Consider the following 19,071-nt stretch of genomic DNA (forward strand, 5'->3'; position numbering starts at 1 on the left):
AGACTACCACTATGAAGAAAAATATTATATTCGCTATACTAGCACTTTCAAGTACTTTTATCTTTGCACAAAAAAAGGTAGCCGACAAATTCTTTAAAAATTACGCTTATGTTAAAGCAAGTGATTTATACGAAGAAGCTGTTAAAAAAGGAGACAGTAGTGCTCATGTATTAACAAGGCTTGGAGATTGTTATTATAACAACTCCAATTCAGAAAAAGCTTCAATTTGGTATGGAGAAGCTATTAAAAAATATGACGATGTAGATCCTATTTACTTTTATAAATATGCACAATCATTGCGTAGTTTAGGTCAGTATGAAGATGCTGTTGTCTATTTAGAGAAATTTAATGCCGTTCAATCTAACGAAGATCGTATCGATGGAACAGATTTTACAAATGTTGCATTATACGAAAAATTAAAAAGTACCGAGGGTGTTTATGTAGATTTATTAAACCTACCTATTAACACTAAAAACTCAGACTTTGGAGGTTTCGAAAATGAAGGGACATTCTATTTCGCATCGACGTCTAAAAAGAACAGAGAGGATTTATATGCATGGAACAACGAACCTTACTTAGACATCTATCAATCTCAAATATCTGAATCTTCAGATAATGAAGGTGTGACAGATTATAGTTACCCAAATTATATTAAAGCAGAAGATATAAATACAAAATATCATGAAGCTAGCGTAGCTATTACTAAAGATGGGAAAACGATGTATTTCACTAGAGACAACGTAAGTAACAACAAAAAATTAAAAGCTGATAAAAAAGGGACTGCACACTTAAAAATATACAAAGCGACTTTAGTCGATAGTACTTGGCAAGATGTTAAAGAATTATCTATTAACGATCGTGTATTTTCTACAGGTCATCCTGCATTAAGTCCAGATAACAAAACACTATACTTTGCTTCGGATAGAGAAGGTGGTTTTGGACAAACAGATATTTGGAAAGTTGCTATTTTAGGAGACGACAATTACGGATTTCCTGTTAATTTAGGTGCTGCTGTAAATACTTCTGGGAAGGAAATGTTTCCATTTGTAGATGAAGAGGAAACATTATATTTCTCTTCAGACAGCTATATTAACTTAGGGTTTTTAGACATTTTTAAATCTAATATCTTAAAAGGAGGTACAACTGTAGAAAACTTAGGTGCACCATTTAATAGTGGTTACGACGATTTTGCTTTTAATATAAATGCAGAAAAAGGAAGAGGATATTTATCTTCTAATCGTGAAGGCGGTATGGGAAGCGACGATATTTATTCTTTCGAAATCTGTTACCAACTTATTAAAGGGACAGTTAGAGACAGCAAAACAGCTTTACCTTTAGCTTTATCTACTGTTCAGTTAATAGATGAAACAGGTAAAGTTATAGAAGAAACTATGGTGGGTGAAGACGGTATGTACGCGTTCCGTGTTAGATGTAATGCCACTGTTAATGTATTAGGAAGTAAAGACGATTACAAAGACGATTTACAAGTAGTTAATACAACTTTAGCTAATGGTTCTGAGTTAATGGTAGATCTTAATTTAACTCCTCTTTTCGACGGAAGTCTAATTAAATTAGACCCAATTTTCTTTGATTTTGACAAATGGGATATTAGAACAGAAGCCGCTTACGAGTTAGAAAACATTGTAGGTGTAATGAGAAAACATCCTGAGATGAATATTGATATTGAATCTCATACAGATAGTAGAGGTCCTGATAACTACAACTTAACCTTATCTGACAAACGTGCTAAATCTACAAGAGACTATATTATCTCTAGAGGTATAGATGCTTCAAGAATTAAAAGCGCTATAGGTTACGGAGAAACGCAGTTAATTAACAAGTGTTCTAATGGTGTTAAATGTACTAAAGAACAGCATCAAGCCAACAGACGTTCTGTATTTAAACATGATTTAAAATAATAATCTTCATATTATTACTTTATAAACTAAAAAGCCGCTATTCAGCGGCTTTTTTTATTACTTGTTTTTATGCTTAATCAATTATATGGAAGCTGGATATACGTAAATAATATATGTATAAGTACGGTTAAAAGGTGATATCTACAATTGGGAGATTAGATTAAAAAGCCAACTTAACCTTATAAATTCAACTTGTATAGCTATCTAAAACTGAATCTGACACGCATATATACTTCCTAAAGATAAACAAGCTAATTCGATCTATTTTGGGCTTAAATTGAACGTATTTCAGTTTTGTAATTAACCACAGCTATGCTATCTATTCCCTATTCTAAATTTTATAATTGTTTAATTCGTGCAAGTACAAACCGATTACCACAGGTTGTATATTAACTCCAGATGTCTAACAACTCATTAGGTTTAAATTCACCTTCTCAAGATACTTTGGTTAAAGCAGAATGTGGTTATTCATAAACCATTGGTATTAATCATAAAGCAACTTAAGGTCTCTCTTAGGCCTCTATGCTAAACCACACCAACACATTAATTATAATGTTACTAATTAACCTCCTACTCTATCTATGGACTTAATTTAAAGGCATAAAAAAACCTGTGAAGTATAAACTTCACAGGTTTTTAAATAATATAAAATACGATGCTATTTATTGAGCTGCATCTAATTTTACTTGTACAGCTTTAGCTTTATCACTTGCTCCAATAGCATTATAAATACTAATTAATTGTTGGTAGATATTTGGCTCTGGATTAGGATTATTTTTAATGAAATTCTCTAAAACAGTAGCTCCCTTATTGAAAAATTCTGATTTCATAGCTTGTAATTCATCGTACCTTGCATTATCTGCTTTACTTGTACCTAGACTATTCATTTCTTCAATAAAAGAATTCCCTTCTTCGATATAAGTTGTAGACTCATTTAAAGCTGCTGTAGCGTAATCTGGTTTTAATTGTAAAGTCTTTTCAAACGCTGTTCTAGCTTTCTCATATTCTTTATTTTTTAAAGCAATAACACCAATATTATAATGTAAATCTGGATTGTCCGGTTGCTTTTTAATAGCTTCTTCCATCAACTCACTAAACTTATCAGAATCGTCTAACTGTAAATAAAGGTTAGCTTCAGATAAAATTAAATCTAAATTTTCAGGATCTTGTAATCTTGCTTTTTTAACAGCAGCTAAGGCTTCATCATTTTTACCTAAAGACACATAAATTAACGCTATGTTTTTAGTGATTTCAGCACGTTTAGATTCTGATTTACGTTCTCCTGGCTTGATATGACTTTTTGCTTTCACATATAAATCTCTATTTGCCTTAGTCATTACTTGTTCTTCACTTGTAGCGATCTCTGTAGCAAAATATTCAGTTGTAATACCTGTATACCCTAAACCATCTAATTTTTCATAATGTTTTAAAGCAGTTTCGTAATCTTTATCTTGTACTGCACTCACAGCAGCATAATACAAATACGTAGTATCTCTAGGTACCATATTATACAGTTGCTCAAATTCTACACTAGCAGCGGTATAATTCTGACCTGTAAAGTTGTCATTCGCTTTTGTTAGATATGAGTTTTGCATATTAGTAGTAAATGCATCAACATCTCCTTTTAAAGAAGAATCATCAACCATACCTAAACTTTCGATTGCTTTATTTACATCTTCAGTAGATCCCGCACCATTAGCATATAATGCTTCTGCCTGTAAGAAATAATACTTTGATTTATACTTGTCATCTATAGTAGATAACATAGGTGTTACCTGATTTAAAGCAGCTTTCGCTTCTGCGTAATTGTTACTCTTAATAGCTTTCTCTGCAGTCTTTAATTCTTTTTTTTGTGCAAAAGAAAATGCACTAACCGATAAAGCTAAAGCAACTATAACCTGTTTTTTCATTGTAATCAAATTAAGTTAAAATATTTATTAATTGTTTTCTAAATTGTTATTCTTCTGTTGTAGAATCGTCCGTTGCATCGTTTGAAGTTTCTTCTTCTTCAATACTCTCAACACCTTCAACGACTTCAACGCCCTCTATTTCTTCGATAACTTCTTCCTCGTGCATCACTTTCGCTACTGCCGCAATAGAATCATTTCCTTTTAAATTAATAAGTTTAACACCTTGCGTAGCACGGCCCATAACTCTTAAATCTTTAACTGCTATTCTAATAGCAATACCAGATTTATTGATAATCATAAGATCGTCTGAATCTGATACGGTTTTAATAGACACCAATTTACCCGTCTTTTCAGTAATAGAAATGGTTTTCACCCCTTTTCCACCACGGTTTGTAATTCTGTAAACGGGTTCTCCATCTTCTGGATCGTCAATGTAAGTACGTTTACCATATCCATTCTCAGAAACTACTAATACAGATTCTTCTTGTGGATTTTCAACAGTAATCATTCCAATGACCTCATCGTCTTTATCCGATAATGTAATTCCACGAACTCCAGATGCTCCCCTACCCATTGGTCTCGTTTTCGCTTCTTCGAAACGAATCGCTTTACCAGATTTCAAGGCTAACATCACTTGGCTTGTACCTGTAGTTAATTTAGCTTCCATAAGCACATCGTCTTCCTTAATTGTAATGGCATTAATCCCATTTGTTCTCGGACGAGAATATTGCTCTAACGACGTTTTCTTAACTTGACCATTTTTGGTAGCCATAATTACGTAATGACTATTAATGTATTCTTCATCCTTAAGATCTTGAGTACATATAAACGCCATTACTTTGTCGTCTTGCTCTATATTTATTAAATTTTGTATCGCTCTACCTTTAGACGTTTTACTTCCTTCAGGAATTTCGTACACACGCATCCAGAAACATTTTCCTTTTTGAGTAAAGAATAACATATATTGGTGGTTGGTTCCCACAAATAAATGTTCTAAGAAATCTTCGTTACGCGTAGTTGTCGCTTTTTGCCCAACACCTCCTCTATGCTGAGTTTTATATTCGTTAAGTGAAGTACGTTTAATATAACCTGCATGAGAAATAGTAATCACCACTTGCTCATCCGGAATCATATCTTCAATACTTAAGTCTCCTCCAGCATATTCGATTACAGAACGACGCTCATCTCCGTATTTGTCTTTTACGACTTGAAGTTCGTCCTTAATAATATTCATACGACGTTCTTTACTCGCTAAAATATCTTTTAAATCGTCTATAGTAATTTTGATTTCATCGTATTCAGAACGTAATTTATCTTGTTCCAGACCTGTTAACTGACGTAATCGCATTTCTACAATTGCCTTAGCCTGAATTTCTGAAAGTTGAAAACGTTCTACTAAATTTGCACGTGCTTCATCTGCATTATTAGATCCTTTAATAATTGCAATTACTTCATCTATATTATCTGAAGCAATAATTAATCCCTCTAAAATGTGAGCGCGCTCTTCTGCTTTACGTAATTCGTAAGTCGTACGTCTTACAACAACCTCATGTCTGTGCTCAACAAAATGATAAATTAAATCCTTTAAGTTTAGCATTTCCGGACGTCCGTTTACTAGTGCGATATTGTTTACACTAAAAGACGTTTGTAATTGCGTATACTTATATAATTTATTTAAAACGATATTAGGAATCGCATCACGTTTTAACACGTAAACGATACGCATACCATTTCTATCAGACTCATCTCTTATTGTAGAAATACCATCTAATTTCTTATCGTTAACTAAATCGGCTGTTTTCTTAATCATTTCAGCCTTGTTCACTTGGTACGGAATTTCTGTTACAATAACACATTCACGACCTTGAACCTCTTCTATATTCGCCTTAGCACGCATTATAATACGTCCACGACCTGTATGAAAAGCTTCTTTAACACCGTCGTAACCAAAAATAGTTCCTCCGGTAGGAAAATCAGGAGCTTTTACATGCTGAATAAGTTCGTCTATTGTAATATCTTTATTATCAATAAATGCGACAATACCATCTACAACTTCACTTAAATTGTGAGGAGGCATATTCGTAGCCATACCTACCGCAATTCCAGATGCACCGTTAATTAACAAACCAGGAATACGCGTTGGTAAAACCGTTGGTTCTTTTAAGGTATCATCGAAGTTTAATTTATGGTCGACAGTTTCTTTGTCAATATCTGCCAACATGTCTTCAGAAATCTTACGCATACGCGCTTCTGTATAACGCATTGCTGCAGGGCTATCACCATCGACAGAACCAAAGTTACCTTGTCCGTCTACTAGCATATAACGTAAACTCCATTCCTGAGCCATACGAACCATTGCATCGTAAACCGAAGTATCTCCGTGTGGGTGATACTTTCCTAAAACTTCACCAACAATTCTTGCTGATTTTTTATGCGCTCCAGTTGCTCTAATTCCCAATTCGTGCATACCGAACAAAACACGTCTGTGTACTGGCTTTAAACCATCTCTAACATCTGGTAAAGCACGTGACACGATCACTGACATTGAGTAATCAATGTAAGCCGTTTTCATTTCGTCTTCTATATTAATTGGAATAAGCTTTTCTCCTTCTGCCATCTATAAAAATAATTTAGTTATCTTGTGTGTTTCAAATCGCGCTAAGATAACCATTTCGCTGGTCATTACAGGCGTTTTAAAGCGGTTTTTAACAGTTTTTATTAACAATTAAGACTTAATGATTAGTTAATAAGTAAGCCCCCAAATATTTTGATTTAATAAAGTTTTTTTTTCTATTAGCATGAATCATATTATTTAGGTATACTTTTTGTCTATGGCAATATGTTTTAGTAATTTTAATGCAGAAAGGATTTTATATATGGATGACAATTTTTCACCAAGAGTAAAGGATGTAATTGCCTATAGTAAGGAAGAGGCGCTTCGTTTAGGGCACGATTTTATAGGTACAGAACATCTTATGCTTGGACTTTTAAGAGATGGAAACGGAAAAGCAATTAATATTTTAAACGCCCTAGATATAGATTTAAATCATTTAAGGAGAAAAGTTGAAATTTTAAGCCCTGCCAATCCGACGTTAACAGCAGTTTCGAACGAGAAGAAGAATTTGCATCTCACTAGGCAAGCAGAACGCGCTTTAAAAACCACGTTTTTAGAAGCCAAATTATTTCAGAGTAATTCCATTAATACAGCACATTTATTGTTATGTATTCTAAGGAACGAAAACGATCCTACCACAAAGCTTTTAAATAAGCTGAAGGTAGATTATGATAACGTTAAAGAACAATTTAAATTTATGATTACAAACAATGATAATTATATAGAACCAAAAGCTGAATCGTTCCAAGACGACAGTCCTAGTGATGACGACACTACAAAAGATAACTTGTTCAATTCTCCAACGGGTAAGACCAACAAAAAATCTAAAACTCCTGTTCTAGATAATTTTGGGCGTGACTTAACAGCGATGGCAGAAGAAGGAAAACTAGATCCTGTTGTAGGGCGTGATAAAGAAATCGAACGTGTCTCTCAAATTTTAAGTCGACGTAAGAAAAATAACCCACTTTTAATTGGTGAGCCTGGTGTTGGTAAATCTGCCATTGCCGAAGGTTTAGCCATTCGTATTACAAAACGTAAAGTGTCTAGAATACTTTTTAATAAACGTGTTGTCACTTTAGATTTAGCAAGTTTAGTTGCTGGAACAAAATACCGCGGACAGTTTGAAGAGCGCATGAAAGCCGTAATGAATGAACTTGAAAAGAATGACGATATTATTCTTTTTATTGATGAAATTCACACCATAGTTGGTGCTGGTGGAGCTACTGGAAGTTTAGACGCTTCTAACATGTTTAAACCCGCTTTAGCACGTGGAGAAATCCAATGTGTTGGTGCAACAACTTTAGACGAATATAGACAGTATATTGAAAAAGATGGCGCCTTAGAACGTCGTTTCCAAAAGGTTATTGTAGAGCCAACTACGGTTGAAGAAACCATAGAAATCTTAAACAATATTAAAGATAAATATGAGAGTCATCACAACGTAAATTACACACCAGAAGCTATTGAAGCTTGTGTAAAATTAACGAATCGTTACATGACAGACCGTTTTTTACCAGATAAAGCAATTGACGCTTTGGACGAAGCAGGATCTCGGGTACATATTATAAATATTAATGTACCGAAACAAATATTACAACTAGAGAATGAATTAGAAATCGTTAGAGAATCTAAAACATCTGTTGTTAAAAAACAAAAATACGAAGAGGCTGCCAAATTGAGAGACGACGAAAAACGTCTTGAAAAGGAATTGGAAATTGCTCAAGAAAAATGGGAAGAAGAAACCAAACAACATCGTGAAGTTGTAACAGAAGACAACGTTGCAGATGTAGTTTCTATGATGACAGGAATTCCTGTTAACAGAATCGCACAAACCGAAAGCAACAAATTATTCCTTTTACCAGAACTTATTAAAGGTAAGGTTATTGGTCAGGATGAAGCTGTTTCTAAAGTTGTAAAAGCAATTCAACGTAATCGTGCAGGACTTAAAGACCCTAACAAACCAATTGGTTCATTTATCTTTTTAGGTCAAACAGGAGTTGGAAAAACACAATTAGCAAAAGTACTTGCAAAGCAACTATTCGATAGTGAAGATGCCCTTGTTAGAATTGACATGAGCGAATACATGGAAAAATTCGCAATCTCTAGATTAGTTGGAGCACCTCCGGGATACGTAGGATACGAAGAAGGTGGACAATTAACCGAAAAAATTCGTCGCAAACCTTATGCTGTTGTCCTTTTAGATGAAATTGAAAAAGCGCATCCAGACGTTTTTAACATGATGCTTCAGGTTCTAGATGATGGGTATTTAACAGATAGTTTAGGTCGTAAAATCGATTTTAGAAATACAATCATTATTATGACATCTAACATTGGTGCTCGTAAATTGAAAGATTTCGGAACGGGAGTTGGATTTGGAACGGCATCTCAAAAAGCACAAGAAGCTTCAAACACCAAAGGTGTTATAGAAAGTGCTTTAAAGAAAGCTTTTGCACCTGAATTCTTAAACAGAATCGACGATGTTATCGTATTTAATACTTTAGAAAAAGAAGATTTAAATAGTATTATTAAAATCGAACTTGATAAATTATTATTACGAATTAAAGATTTAGGTTACGAATTAAAACTTACAGAAAAAGCAACAAGCTTTATTGCAGAAAAAGGTTTTGATAAACAATACGGAGCACGTCCTTTAAAAAGAGCAATTCAGAAATATGTTGAAGACGCTCTAGCTGAAAAGATTATAACATCTAAAATTCACGAAGGCGATGTTATTCTTATGGATTTAGACGAAACGAATCAGGAACTTGTTATCACTATCGAAAAACAAGAAAACCCTACCGAATCTTAAGATTACAATACTTTATAAAAAAGCCCTGATATTTAAAATATCAGGGCTTTTTGTTTTTATATTTTCACCGAAACACAGCAGTACATTCAACAATGTACTAAATCGCATTTTCAAATCATTTAAAATAATTTTAATCTGAGCAATGTCAATTGACATTTTTAAAAGCACAAATTAAAAACTTCCCATAACTAGCAATTAAATTCATTTAAAAGCGCATCATACTCCCCAAAAGAAAGAAACAAATAGAATAAATTAATGATATATCATACTATTCACTTATTTTTGGGATACTAAAAATATCTTATGAAAAAAATATTTATTGCAATGAGTGCCCTAACTATATTTGCATGTCAAGACGCTCCAAAAAAGGACTACGTAACACTTTCAGGGAAAATAATTGATCAGAATAGCGATTCGCTTTTAATTAGAAGCCGCAGCTACACAAAAACTATTAAAGTAAATGCTGACGGTACATTTAGTGATACTTTAAAAGTTGAATCTGGACTTTATAATTTTTATGATGGCGGAGAATCTTCAACTATATTCTTAAAAAACGGTTACGATTTAGACATCGCTTTAGACACTAAAGCATTTGATGAAACGATTAAATATACTGGTGAAGGTTCTGAAAACAGTAATTTCTTAGCAGAAAAATCATTAAAAGAAGAAGCCTTAATGGATAAGGATTTTTCATCGATGGACTTAGAAACATTAGATGCTAAATTTGTAGAAATAGAGGCCGAGTTAACGACATTTTATAACTCGAAACAAGGTCTTGATACCATGGTTACAAATATGGCATCGAAAAATTTAAAACCAATGTTAGAAGGTACTAAAAACTACTACGCTGGAAACATTATGCTTAAACAAGACATGACTGGAAAACCATCTCCACTTTTTGTTGACTATGTAAATGTTGACGGCTCTAAAACATCTCTAGAAAGCTTAAGAGGAAAATACGTGTATATTGATGTTTGGGCAACTTGGTGCGCACCTTGTAAAGCTGAAATCCCTGCATTAAAGGCATTAGAAAAAGAATATCACGATAAAAACATAACATTTGTAAGTCTTTCTGTAGACGACGATAGAACGCACGGTGGTTCTTGGGACAAAGCTAAAGAAGACTGGTTAGCAATGGTTGCAGACAAAGAATTAAGCGGTGTTCAGGTTATGGCTCCAGAAGGTTGGAAATCGCAATTTGTAAGAGATTACAAAATTAATGGTATTCCTAGATTTATCTTAATCGATCCTACCGGAATAATTGTAGACCCTTCTGCTCCTAGACCTTCAGACGAGAAATTAAAAGAATTATTTACATCATTAAGCATCTAATAGCTTAATGATAATTTTAAAAAATCCGCTTAAACAGATGATTTAAGCGGATTTTTTATGTTTGAATCTATGCCATTATCCTCATTTAAAAAGCTAAAAGATCTACCGAATTAATATCTCCATGAGACGCCGTTCTCACAACTTCTCCATCTTTAATAATTAAAAGTTGTGGCGACTCATGATGTACACCAAACTTACTTGCAATCGCACTCGAAATATCACGATGCTGCAATAAGTCTAACATATACATATCAATTTCAGTTTCTGCTTTAAAAGATTTTTCAAACTGACTTAACACCATTCTACTAATTCCACAGCGTGTAGAATGTTTAAAAATCGCTTGCGCTTTTTCATTAGACGCATCTACAATAGTATTTAACTGATCCTCATTCACTAAAGCCTGCCAAACGATTGCACTTTCTTCTTTTTCTTCAGAAGAATTACCACTAAATATTTTATCAAAAAATCCCATAATTTCATTAAATTTATATCTCACTTCATTTTAACCAAGAGACAATTCGTCAGATTAAAAACACATCAAACAGACATTTTGTCTCAGTTTTAAACTTGGTAAGAAAATTGACTATACATTGAAAAACACATTACAATGAACTTTAACAATTATACAATAAAATCTCAAGAAGCCTTACAACGAGCACAACAAATTGCGCAAGAAAATGGCCAGCAAAGTTTAGAAAACGAACACGTCTTTAAAGCAATTTCGGAAGTAGATGAAAATGTGTTACCGTTTATTCTAAAAAAACTGAATGTTAATATCAATATATTAGAGCAAGCTCTAGGCAAACAAATTGAAAATTTCCCTAAAGTTTCTGGTGGAGAAATCATGGTGTCTCGTGACTTAGGTACCGCATTAAATGAGGCCTCTATTATTGCTAAAAAAATGAATGATGAATATGTCTCTATCGAACATTTAATCATTGCTATTTTTAAATCAAAGAGTAAAATTGCTCAAATGCTGAAAGATCAAGGTGTCACAGAAAAAGCACTTACAGCCGCTATCGAGGAATTACGAAAAGGAGACCGAGTAACCTCTCAAAACCAAGAGGAAACATACAATTCGTTAAATAAATATGCTAAAAACTTAAATGAATTAGCAAAAAACGGAAAATTAGATCCTGTTATTGGGCGTGATGAAGAGATCAGACGAATTCTTCAAATTTTAACAAGACGTACAAAAAACAATCCTATTTTAGTAGGAGAACCTGGAACTGGTAAAACCGCTATTGCCGAAGGTTTAGCGCACAGAATAGTAGACGGAGATGTTCCTGACAACTTAAAAGACAAGCAAATTTTCGCCTTAGATATGGGAGCACTTATTGCAGGTGCAAAATACAAAGGTGAATTTGAAGAACGTTTAAAAGCTGTTATTAAAGAAGTAACTGATAGCGAAGGTGATATCGTATTATTTATAGATGAAATTCATACGCTTGTTGGTGCAGGTGGTGGACAAGGCGCTATGGATGCTGCGAACATTTTAAAACCCGCTTTAGCTCGTGGAGAACTACGCTCGATTGGAGCAACCACTTTAGACGAGTATCAAAAATACTTTGAAAAAGATAAAGCACTAGAACGTCGTTTCCAAAAAGTAATGGTTAACGAACCAGATACAGAGAGTGCCATTTCTATTTTACGTGGTATTAAAGAGAAGTACGAAACACACCATAAAGTACGAATCAAAGACGAAGCTATTATTGGTGCTGTAGAATTATCTGAACGTTATATTACAAACCGTTTTTTACCAGATAAAGCGATTGACTTAATGGACGAAGCAGCTTCAAAACTGCGTATGGAAATTAATTCTAAACCAGAAGAACTTGATGTTTTAGACAGAAAGATCATGCAGTTAGAAATTGAAATCGAAGCTATAAAACGTGAAAAAGACGAAGTAAAACTAAAAAGTCTTAAAGCTGATTTAGCCAATTTAAAAGAAGATCGTAATGAAATAAATGCGAAGTGGAAAAGCGAAAAAGAAGTTGTCGATAATATACAGACTGCAAAGTTAGATATAGAAAACTATAAGCTTGAAGCCGAACGCGCAGAACGCGAAGGTGATTATGGTAAAGTTGCAGAAATCCGTTACGGAAAAATTAAAGATGCTCAAGAACATTTAGATCAACTTCAAAAAGATTTAAATGAAAATAAATCTGAAAACTCTTTAATTAAAGAAGAAGTGACTTACGACGATATTGCCGAAGTTGTAGCAAAATGGACAGGAATTCCTGTCACTAAAATGATACAAAGCGAACGTGAAAAATTATTACACTTAGAAGACGAATTACATAAACGTGTTGTTGGACAAGAAGAAGCCATAGAAGCTGTAAGTGATGCTGTTAGACGTAGCCGTGCAGGTTTACAAAATCCAAAAAAACCTATAGGAACCTTTTTATTCCTTGGAACCACAGGAGTTGGTAAAACAGAGCTTGCAAAAGCATTAGCCGAATATTTATTCGACGATGAAAATGCCATGACACGTATTGATATGAGTGAATATCAAGAACGTCATTCGGTAAGTAGATTGGTTGGAGCGCCTCCGGGATACGTAGGATACGATGAAGGTGGACAATTAACAGAGGCTGTAAGACGTAAACCTTATTCTGTAGTCTTGTTAGATGAAATTGAAAAAGCACATCCAGACACTTTCAACATTCTTTTACAAGTTTTAGATGAAGGACGTTTAACAGATAACAAGGGTCGTGTAGCTGATTTCAAGAATACTATAATTATCATGACGTCCAATATGGGAAGTCAGATTATTCAAGATCGTTTTGAAGCTACAAAAGATATTGACAGCGCGATTGAATTAGCACGAATAGAAGTCTTGGCTTTATTAAAACAAACGGTTAGACCTGAATTTTTAAACCGGATCGACGACACTATTATGTTCACGCCTCTAAACAAGGACAATATTAAAGAAATTGTAGGATTACAATTAAAAGGGATTTCAAAAATGATTGCGCAACAAGGAATCACTTTCGACGCTACTCCTGAAGCTGTAAATTATTTAGCAGAAAAAGGATATAATCCTGAATACGGAGCAAGACCGGTAAAACGTGTCATTCAGAAAGAAGTATTAAATGCCTTAAGTAAAGACATCCTTTCTGGAAAAGTGACTACAGACAGTATTATTTTACTTGACAATTTCGATAATGAATTGGTTTTTAGAAACCAAGAAACAGCTTTAGTACACGAAGAATAATAAAGTTTTGTTAAAGCGAAAATACGAGATAATATAACACTATAACCTCCGTTAAAAGGTATAGGTTGGTTGATAAATAAAAGCAATGTGAGTCTGTTTACAGATAACATTGCTTTTATGCTTTTCACATCTCCCTTTACCTAAAATTAAAGCATAAAAAAAAGCCTTAAGAATAAATTCTTAAGGCTTTTTAAATATAATAAAATCGTTATTATAATTTCATTGTAACACCTATTGCAGGTACAAAAATTGTTCCTCCCGATAGTTCAGCATAAATACCCCATTTATCATTCCAGAACCAACGTCCACCAACTTGCAAACCTACACTTAATTCATCAGCGTCATAATCATTATCTCCAGAGTAAATAGCGTAACCTAAATTTGCTCCTCCATAAACATCCCAAGCATCATCTGTAATTCCAAAAAGCTCATCGAAATAGTAATTTCCTTTAACACCTATATTAACCCAATCCAAATTGAAATCAGTCCCAATTCCTGGAGCAATAGTAATGTTTTCATGTACAGGAATTTCGTAGTTAACACCTATCAACCCGAAGTTTAATTCTTTTCTAGCCTGTCCAAATACGCTTGCAGCACTTAGCATTAACGCAAAAGCAAATAATAATGTCGTTTTTTTCATAATGTTTGTTTAAATAGTTTGACTCTTAAAAATACAAATTTAAAACATTTCCACCCAATGATTAACTGTATTCGCAATAATAATACCTCATTTAGTCCAATAATCACCTATATCTTAAAAATGAATTGATTACATATTATAAATCCATAGGCACATAATCATCACAAAAACAAATTACTAACTCACCTATCCAATAATGTATTAAAGCAATCTCTAAGTCTCTAAAACGATAATTTTCATTTTACAATTGAAGTTATTGAAGCTTAAGGGCATTAAAAGTTATATTTAATTATTTATCTTTGACAACTATGCAAAAAAAGATAAACATCCAAAATAAGAAGGCTCGCTTTTTATACGAGATCTTAGATAAATATACTGCTGGGATAGTGCTTTCCGGTACAGAAATTAAATCCATTAGAAGTAGTAAAGCGTCTATTGCCGAAAGCTTTTGCGAATTCAACGAAAAAGGTGAATTATTTGTAATAAACATGAACGTTGAAGAATATGCTTTTGGTAATTATTATAATCACCGTCCAAAAGCAGAACGTAAATTACTATTAAATAAACGCGAACTTAAAAAACTTGAAAAAGAAGTTAAAAATAGCGGATTAACTATAATCCCTTTAAAACTTTTTATTAACGATAAAGGTTTCGCGAAATTAGATATTGCTTTAGCTAAAGGTAAAAAATTGTTCGATAAACGTGAGTCTATTAAAGATCGTGATAACAAACGTAATTTAGATCGTGTAAAGAAAATTTACAAATAACACACCTCTATATATACACTTCTAAGATTCTATGAAATTAAGTTTTCGAATTACTCTATTCGCGTTTACGTTCGCTCTATACTCCTGCGGAGGATCTAAAAATACGGCTACAAAAACTGTAGACAATGTAAAGTTTGAAGTCAACCTTTTAGACCGGTCAGACGACACGTATAAAGTTACCGTAACCCCTCCAACGCTTACAGCAGAAAATTCTATTTATCAGTTTGCTTCTACTGCACCAGGGACTTATCAAATTATGGATATTGGACGCTATGTAAAACATTTTAAAGCTTTAGATGCTAACGGAAAGGAGTTAACCACGAATCAAATTTCAACAAATCAATTTCAGTTAACTTCACCAGAAAAAATATCAAAAATAGAATATGAAATTTCAGAAACTTGGGACACTCCCGTTTCCGAGAATAATATCTATTTAATGTGCGGAACCTCGATTGAAAACGATCATACATTAATAAATGGGCAAGCCGTTTTTGGTTATTTCAAAGACAAACAAGATAGTCCGATTACCATTAAATTAGACTACCCTAAAACATGGACTGTTGGTACTGCCTTAAGTAAAAACAGTGACGGTCTATACATTGCAGAAGATTATGATAAAGTTGTAGATTCTCCTATTCTTTTAGGTAACCTAACTAAAGCAAACATGAATGTTGAAGGTACAAATGTAGACATTTACACCTATTCTAAAACGGGCTTGGTAACCTCTAATCAGATTTTAGAATCTATGAAAAACATGTTAGTCTCTGCTAGCGGATTTCTTAAAGGATTACCTGTAAAAAACTACACCTTTTTATTCCATTTTGAAGACATTACCAATGGTGCTTGGGAACATTCCTACAGTTCAGAATATATTTATAAAGAGGATAAATGGGAAAATTTAGAGGCGCAAGTCGTTGAAATAGCTGCACACGAATTCTTCCATGTCGTTACGCCTTTAAATATTCACAGTGAAATTGTAGATCAGTTTAACTTTATTACACCTGTAGCTTCTAGACACCTGTGGTTGTACGAAGGCACTACAGAATGGGCTGCACATATGATGTTATTTCGTTCGAACTTAAAATCGACCGATGATTATTTTAATACCCTTTCTAAAAAAATAATGATCGCTTCGAAATATTTCGATCCCGAATTAAGCTTGGAACAATTATCGCTTACCTCTTACACACCGGCAGGTCAAAAACAATATGGAAATATTTATATGAGAGGTGCGATAGTTGCTGGACTCTTAGATATAAAACTATTAAAATTATCGAACGGAAAGCGAGGTTACATAGATGTTATTAATGATTTAGCTAAAAAATATGGTCCGAATACACCCTTCGACGATGCCACTTTTTTCTCCACTTTTGTAACAGAAACATATCCTGAAATTCAGTACTTTATAGACGATTTTATTATTAACACAAAGCCATTACCGATTAAGGCTTTTTACAATAAAATAGGTGTAGATTATAACGAGACAGAAAATGCATTCTCTATAAACACAACGCCTACAGCGGAACAACTAAAATTAAGAACAAAATGGATGACTCCAATTCGTTTGTAAAAATTCGTTAAAATGAAAAAATTATTATTCATATTTGGGTTAAGTATTTTTCTAATTTCTCCTGCAATTGCACAAAAAAAGAAAGAAGTAGTAATACAAAAAACCGACTATATGCCTCTAGTAAAATCTTTAGAGACTACTTTAGGAACGTTATATCTTTCTCTTTCCGGAGATAAAAAAGAAAAACGCGATTGGGATTTATTTAAATTTTTATTTAAAGAAGATGCCAAATTAATTACCACGGGAGTCGATTACGAAGGCAAGCTACAAGCTAAATACATGGCGCCTGCCGATTACGTTAAAGCATCTAAATCTTGGATGTTAAAAAACGGGTTTCATGAAAAAGAGATTCACAGAATCGTGCATACCTTTGGAGATATCACACAAGTTTTTAGCACTTTTGAAGCCTATCATTCAGAAAACGACAAAGAACCTTTTGCAAAAGGAATTAATAGTATCCAATTAATGTTCGACGGGAATCGTTGGTGGATTATCAATCTGTTATGGACAAACGAAACGGAAACCAAACCAATTCCTGCCGAATTCTTACAAAAGGACGAATATTAATTTTTATCCTCCAATAGCGGTACAAAACGAAACTCACCAAACTCGTGTTTTTCAAATTCTTTAGGGCCCTTTCTTACAAAAAGGGTCATAGTTTGTACATTATCCCCTACAGGAATTACTAAACGACCACCTATTTTTAACTGACTTAATAAAGGAGTCGGCACAAATGGTGCACCCGCTGTTACGATAATCCCATCGAAAGGAGCTTCTTCAGGCATTCCTTTATAGCCATCACCAAAAATTAATTGTTTAGGACGATATCCCAATTTAGGCAAAAACTTACTGGTTTTTTTAAACAACTCTAATTGGCGTTCAATGCTATATACCTTAACTCCTAATTCGCATAAAACAGCTGTTTGATAACCACTTCCAGTTCCAATTTCTAAAATTTTAGCTTCGCGTTTAATCTTTAATAACTCGGTTTGAAAGGCCACTGTATATGGCTGAGATATTGTCTGATCTGCCGCAATAGGAAATGCTTTGTCTTGATACGCATGATCTAAAAAGCTAGAATCCATAAACAAATGCCTTGGTATATTCCCAATAGTTTTAAGCACATTTACATCTGTAATGCCTTTGTTTTTTAGTGTATTTACCAATTGTTGTCGTAATCCTTGATGTTTAAAAGTATCTTTCAAGAGGGTCTGTTTTATTATGAGTTTTGAAGAATTTTAAGTTTTGCAAAAGTAAATCTTTTTTTAAAATTTTATTAGCATTTAAAACTCATAAAAAATCTTATTTTTGTTTAAAACCCTATTAACATGCTAAAAGTTGGAGTTCTTGGTGCTGGTCACCTCGGAAAAATTCATTTAAGACTTCTAAATCAATCAGATAAATACGACCTAGTCGGTTTTCATGATGCAGATAAAGAAAACGCTAAGAAAGTTGAAGCCGAATTTGGTTATAAATTTTTTGAAACTGTAGAAGATTTAATAGATGCTGTGGCTGTTGTAGACATTGTAACTCCTACTCTTTCTCACTACGATTGTGCAAAATTAGCAATATCTAAAGGCAAAAATATATTTGTTGAAAAACCAATAACCAATACTGTTGAAGAAGCTGAAGCCTTAAGAACTTTAGTTGCCGAATATAAAGTTAAAGGACAAGTTGGACATGTAGAGCGTTTTAATCCCGCTTTTACTGCAATAAAAGATTTACTAGATAAACCTATGTTTATCGAAGCACATCGCTTAGCAGAATTTAATCCTAGAGGAACTGATGTTCCTGTTGTTTTAGATTTAATGATTCATGATATCGACATTATTTTAAGTGTTGTTCAATCTAAAGTAAAACATATAAGCGCCAGTGGTGTTTCGGTAATTAGTGAGACTCCAGATATTGCAAACGCCAGAATTGAATTTGTAAATGGTTGTGTTGCGAACCTTACGGCCAGTAGAATTTCATTAAAAAGCATGCGTAAAACACGTTTTTTTCAGCGTGATGCTTATATTTCTGTCGATTTTCTTGAAAAGAAATGTGAAGTAGTTAAGATGAAAGATGCGCCTAAGGAGCCTGGAGATTTTGATATGATCCTTCAAAATGCTGAAGGAATCAAGAAACAAATCTATTTTGCAAATCCTGATGTGGCGAATAACAATGCCATTTTAGACGAATTAGAGACGTTTGCAGATGCTATAAATAATGACACAAAACCTGTTGTAACCCTACACGACGGGACCGAAGCTTTACGTGTCGCTAATATGATTATAGATCAGTTTTAAGAACA

13 protein-coding genes are annotated in these 19,071 nt (G+C 33.5%); 8 read left to right on the forward strand and 5 right to left on the reverse strand.

Annotated elements, in window-relative coordinates; all coding sequences use genetic code 11:
* Positions 1-11: 11 nt before the first annotated feature.
* A complete protein-coding gene (locus ACFFVB_RS14270) occupies positions 12-1,919 on the forward strand; it encodes an OmpA family protein (protein ID WP_382383748.1) in 1,908 nt (635 codons plus the stop codon).
* Positions 1,920-2,581: 662 nt separating this feature from the next.
* Here the strand turns inward: ACFFVB_RS14270 and ACFFVB_RS14275 are convergent.
* Complete coding sequence (locus ACFFVB_RS14275; RefSeq protein ID WP_382383749.1) at positions 2,582-3,829, reverse strand: tetratricopeptide repeat protein; 1,248 nt, start codon at positions 3,827-3,829, stop codon at positions 2,582-2,584.
* 46 nt (positions 3,830-3,875) lie between these two features.
* Complete coding sequence (gene gyrA / locus ACFFVB_RS14280) at positions 3,876-6,446, reverse strand: DNA gyrase subunit A (protein ID WP_382383751.1); 2,571 nt, start codon at positions 6,444-6,446, stop codon at positions 3,876-3,878.
* A 259-nt stretch (positions 6,447-6,705) separates the two neighbouring features.
* Between gyrA and ACFFVB_RS14285 the strand changes: the two genes are divergently transcribed.
* Together ACFFVB_RS14285 and ACFFVB_RS14290 are read left to right on the forward strand one after the other, a co-directional pair.
* Positions 6,706-9,252 (forward strand): ATP-dependent Clp protease ATP-binding subunit, encoded by a 2,547-nt coding sequence (locus ACFFVB_RS14285; protein ID WP_382383885.1) that lies wholly within the window; start codon positions 6,706-6,708, stop codon positions 9,250-9,252.
* Positions 9,253-9,555: 303 nt separating this feature from the next.
* Positions 9,556-10,584, forward strand: a complete 1,029-nt coding sequence (locus ACFFVB_RS14290) for a TlpA family protein disulfide reductase (RefSeq protein ID WP_382383753.1) — start codon at positions 9,556-9,558, stop codon at positions 10,582-10,584.
* Between the two features lie 85 nt (positions 10,585-10,669).
* Here ACFFVB_RS14290 and ytxJ read toward each other — a convergent pair whose 3' ends face one another.
* On the reverse strand, positions 10,670-11,080 hold the full coding sequence (ytxJ, locus tag ACFFVB_RS14295; RefSeq protein WP_382383755.1) for a bacillithiol system redox-active protein YtxJ: 411 nt from the start codon (positions 11,078-11,080) through the stop codon (positions 10,670-10,672).
* A gap of 111 nt (positions 11,081-11,191) precedes the next feature.
* On the opposite strand from ytxJ, the gene clpB reads away from it, so the two are divergent.
* On the forward strand, positions 11,192-13,801 hold the full coding sequence (gene clpB / locus ACFFVB_RS14300) for an ATP-dependent chaperone ClpB (RefSeq protein ID WP_382383757.1): 2,610 nt from the start codon (positions 11,192-11,194) through the stop codon (positions 13,799-13,801).
* 211 nt (positions 13,802-14,012) lie between these two features.
* On the opposite strand, the gene ACFFVB_RS14305 is transcribed toward clpB, so the two are convergent.
* Entirely contained in the window at positions 14,013-14,441 is a 429-nt protein-coding gene (locus ACFFVB_RS14305; RefSeq protein ID WP_382383759.1) for a hypothetical protein, read from the reverse strand.
* A gap of 308 nt (positions 14,442-14,749) precedes the next feature.
* Here ACFFVB_RS14305 and smpB point away from each other — a divergent pair, with 308 nt between their 5' ends.
* Genes smpB through ACFFVB_RS14320 form a run of 3 tightly spaced genes read left to right on the forward strand, consistent with a single transcriptional unit; the run spans position 14,750 to position 17,345 of the window.
* Positions 14,750-15,208, forward strand: a complete 459-nt coding sequence (gene smpB, locus ACFFVB_RS14310; RefSeq protein ID WP_382383761.1) for an SsrA-binding protein SmpB — start codon at positions 14,750-14,752, stop codon at positions 15,206-15,208.
* Between the two features lie 31 nt (positions 15,209-15,239).
* The gene (locus tag ACFFVB_RS14315; RefSeq protein WP_382383763.1) at positions 15,240-16,778 is read left to right on the forward strand and encodes a M61 family metallopeptidase; all 1,539 of its coding nucleotides are present in this window, start codon (positions 15,240-15,242) and stop codon (positions 16,776-16,778) included.
* A 12-nt stretch (positions 16,779-16,790) separates the two neighbouring features.
* Positions 16,791-17,345, forward strand: coding sequence for a hypothetical protein (locus tag ACFFVB_RS14320; RefSeq protein WP_382383765.1), 555 nt, complete (start codon positions 16,791-16,793; stop codon positions 17,343-17,345).
* Here the strand turns inward: ACFFVB_RS14320 and ACFFVB_RS14325 are convergent.
* Positions 17,342-17,983: a protein-L-isoaspartate(D-aspartate) O-methyltransferase gene (locus tag ACFFVB_RS14325; protein WP_382383767.1), complete on the reverse strand. Its 642-nt coding sequence runs from the start codon at positions 17,981-17,983 to the stop codon at positions 17,342-17,344. The two genes, ACFFVB_RS14320 and ACFFVB_RS14325, sit on opposite strands and share 4 nt — an antisense overlap.
* A gap of 123 nt (positions 17,984-18,106) precedes the next feature.
* On the opposite strand from ACFFVB_RS14325, the gene ACFFVB_RS14330 reads away from it, so the two are divergent.
* Positions 18,107-19,066, forward strand: a complete 960-nt coding sequence (locus ACFFVB_RS14330) for a Gfo/Idh/MocA family protein (protein ID WP_382383769.1) — start codon at positions 18,107-18,109, stop codon at positions 19,064-19,066.
* Positions 19,067-19,071: the final 5 nt, after the last annotated feature.

The sequence above is a fragment of the Formosa undariae genome (assembly GCF_042427615.1).
In the GTDB taxonomy this organism is placed as follows: Bacteria; Bacteroidota; Bacteroidia; order Flavobacteriales; family Flavobacteriaceae; genus Formosa; species Formosa undariae.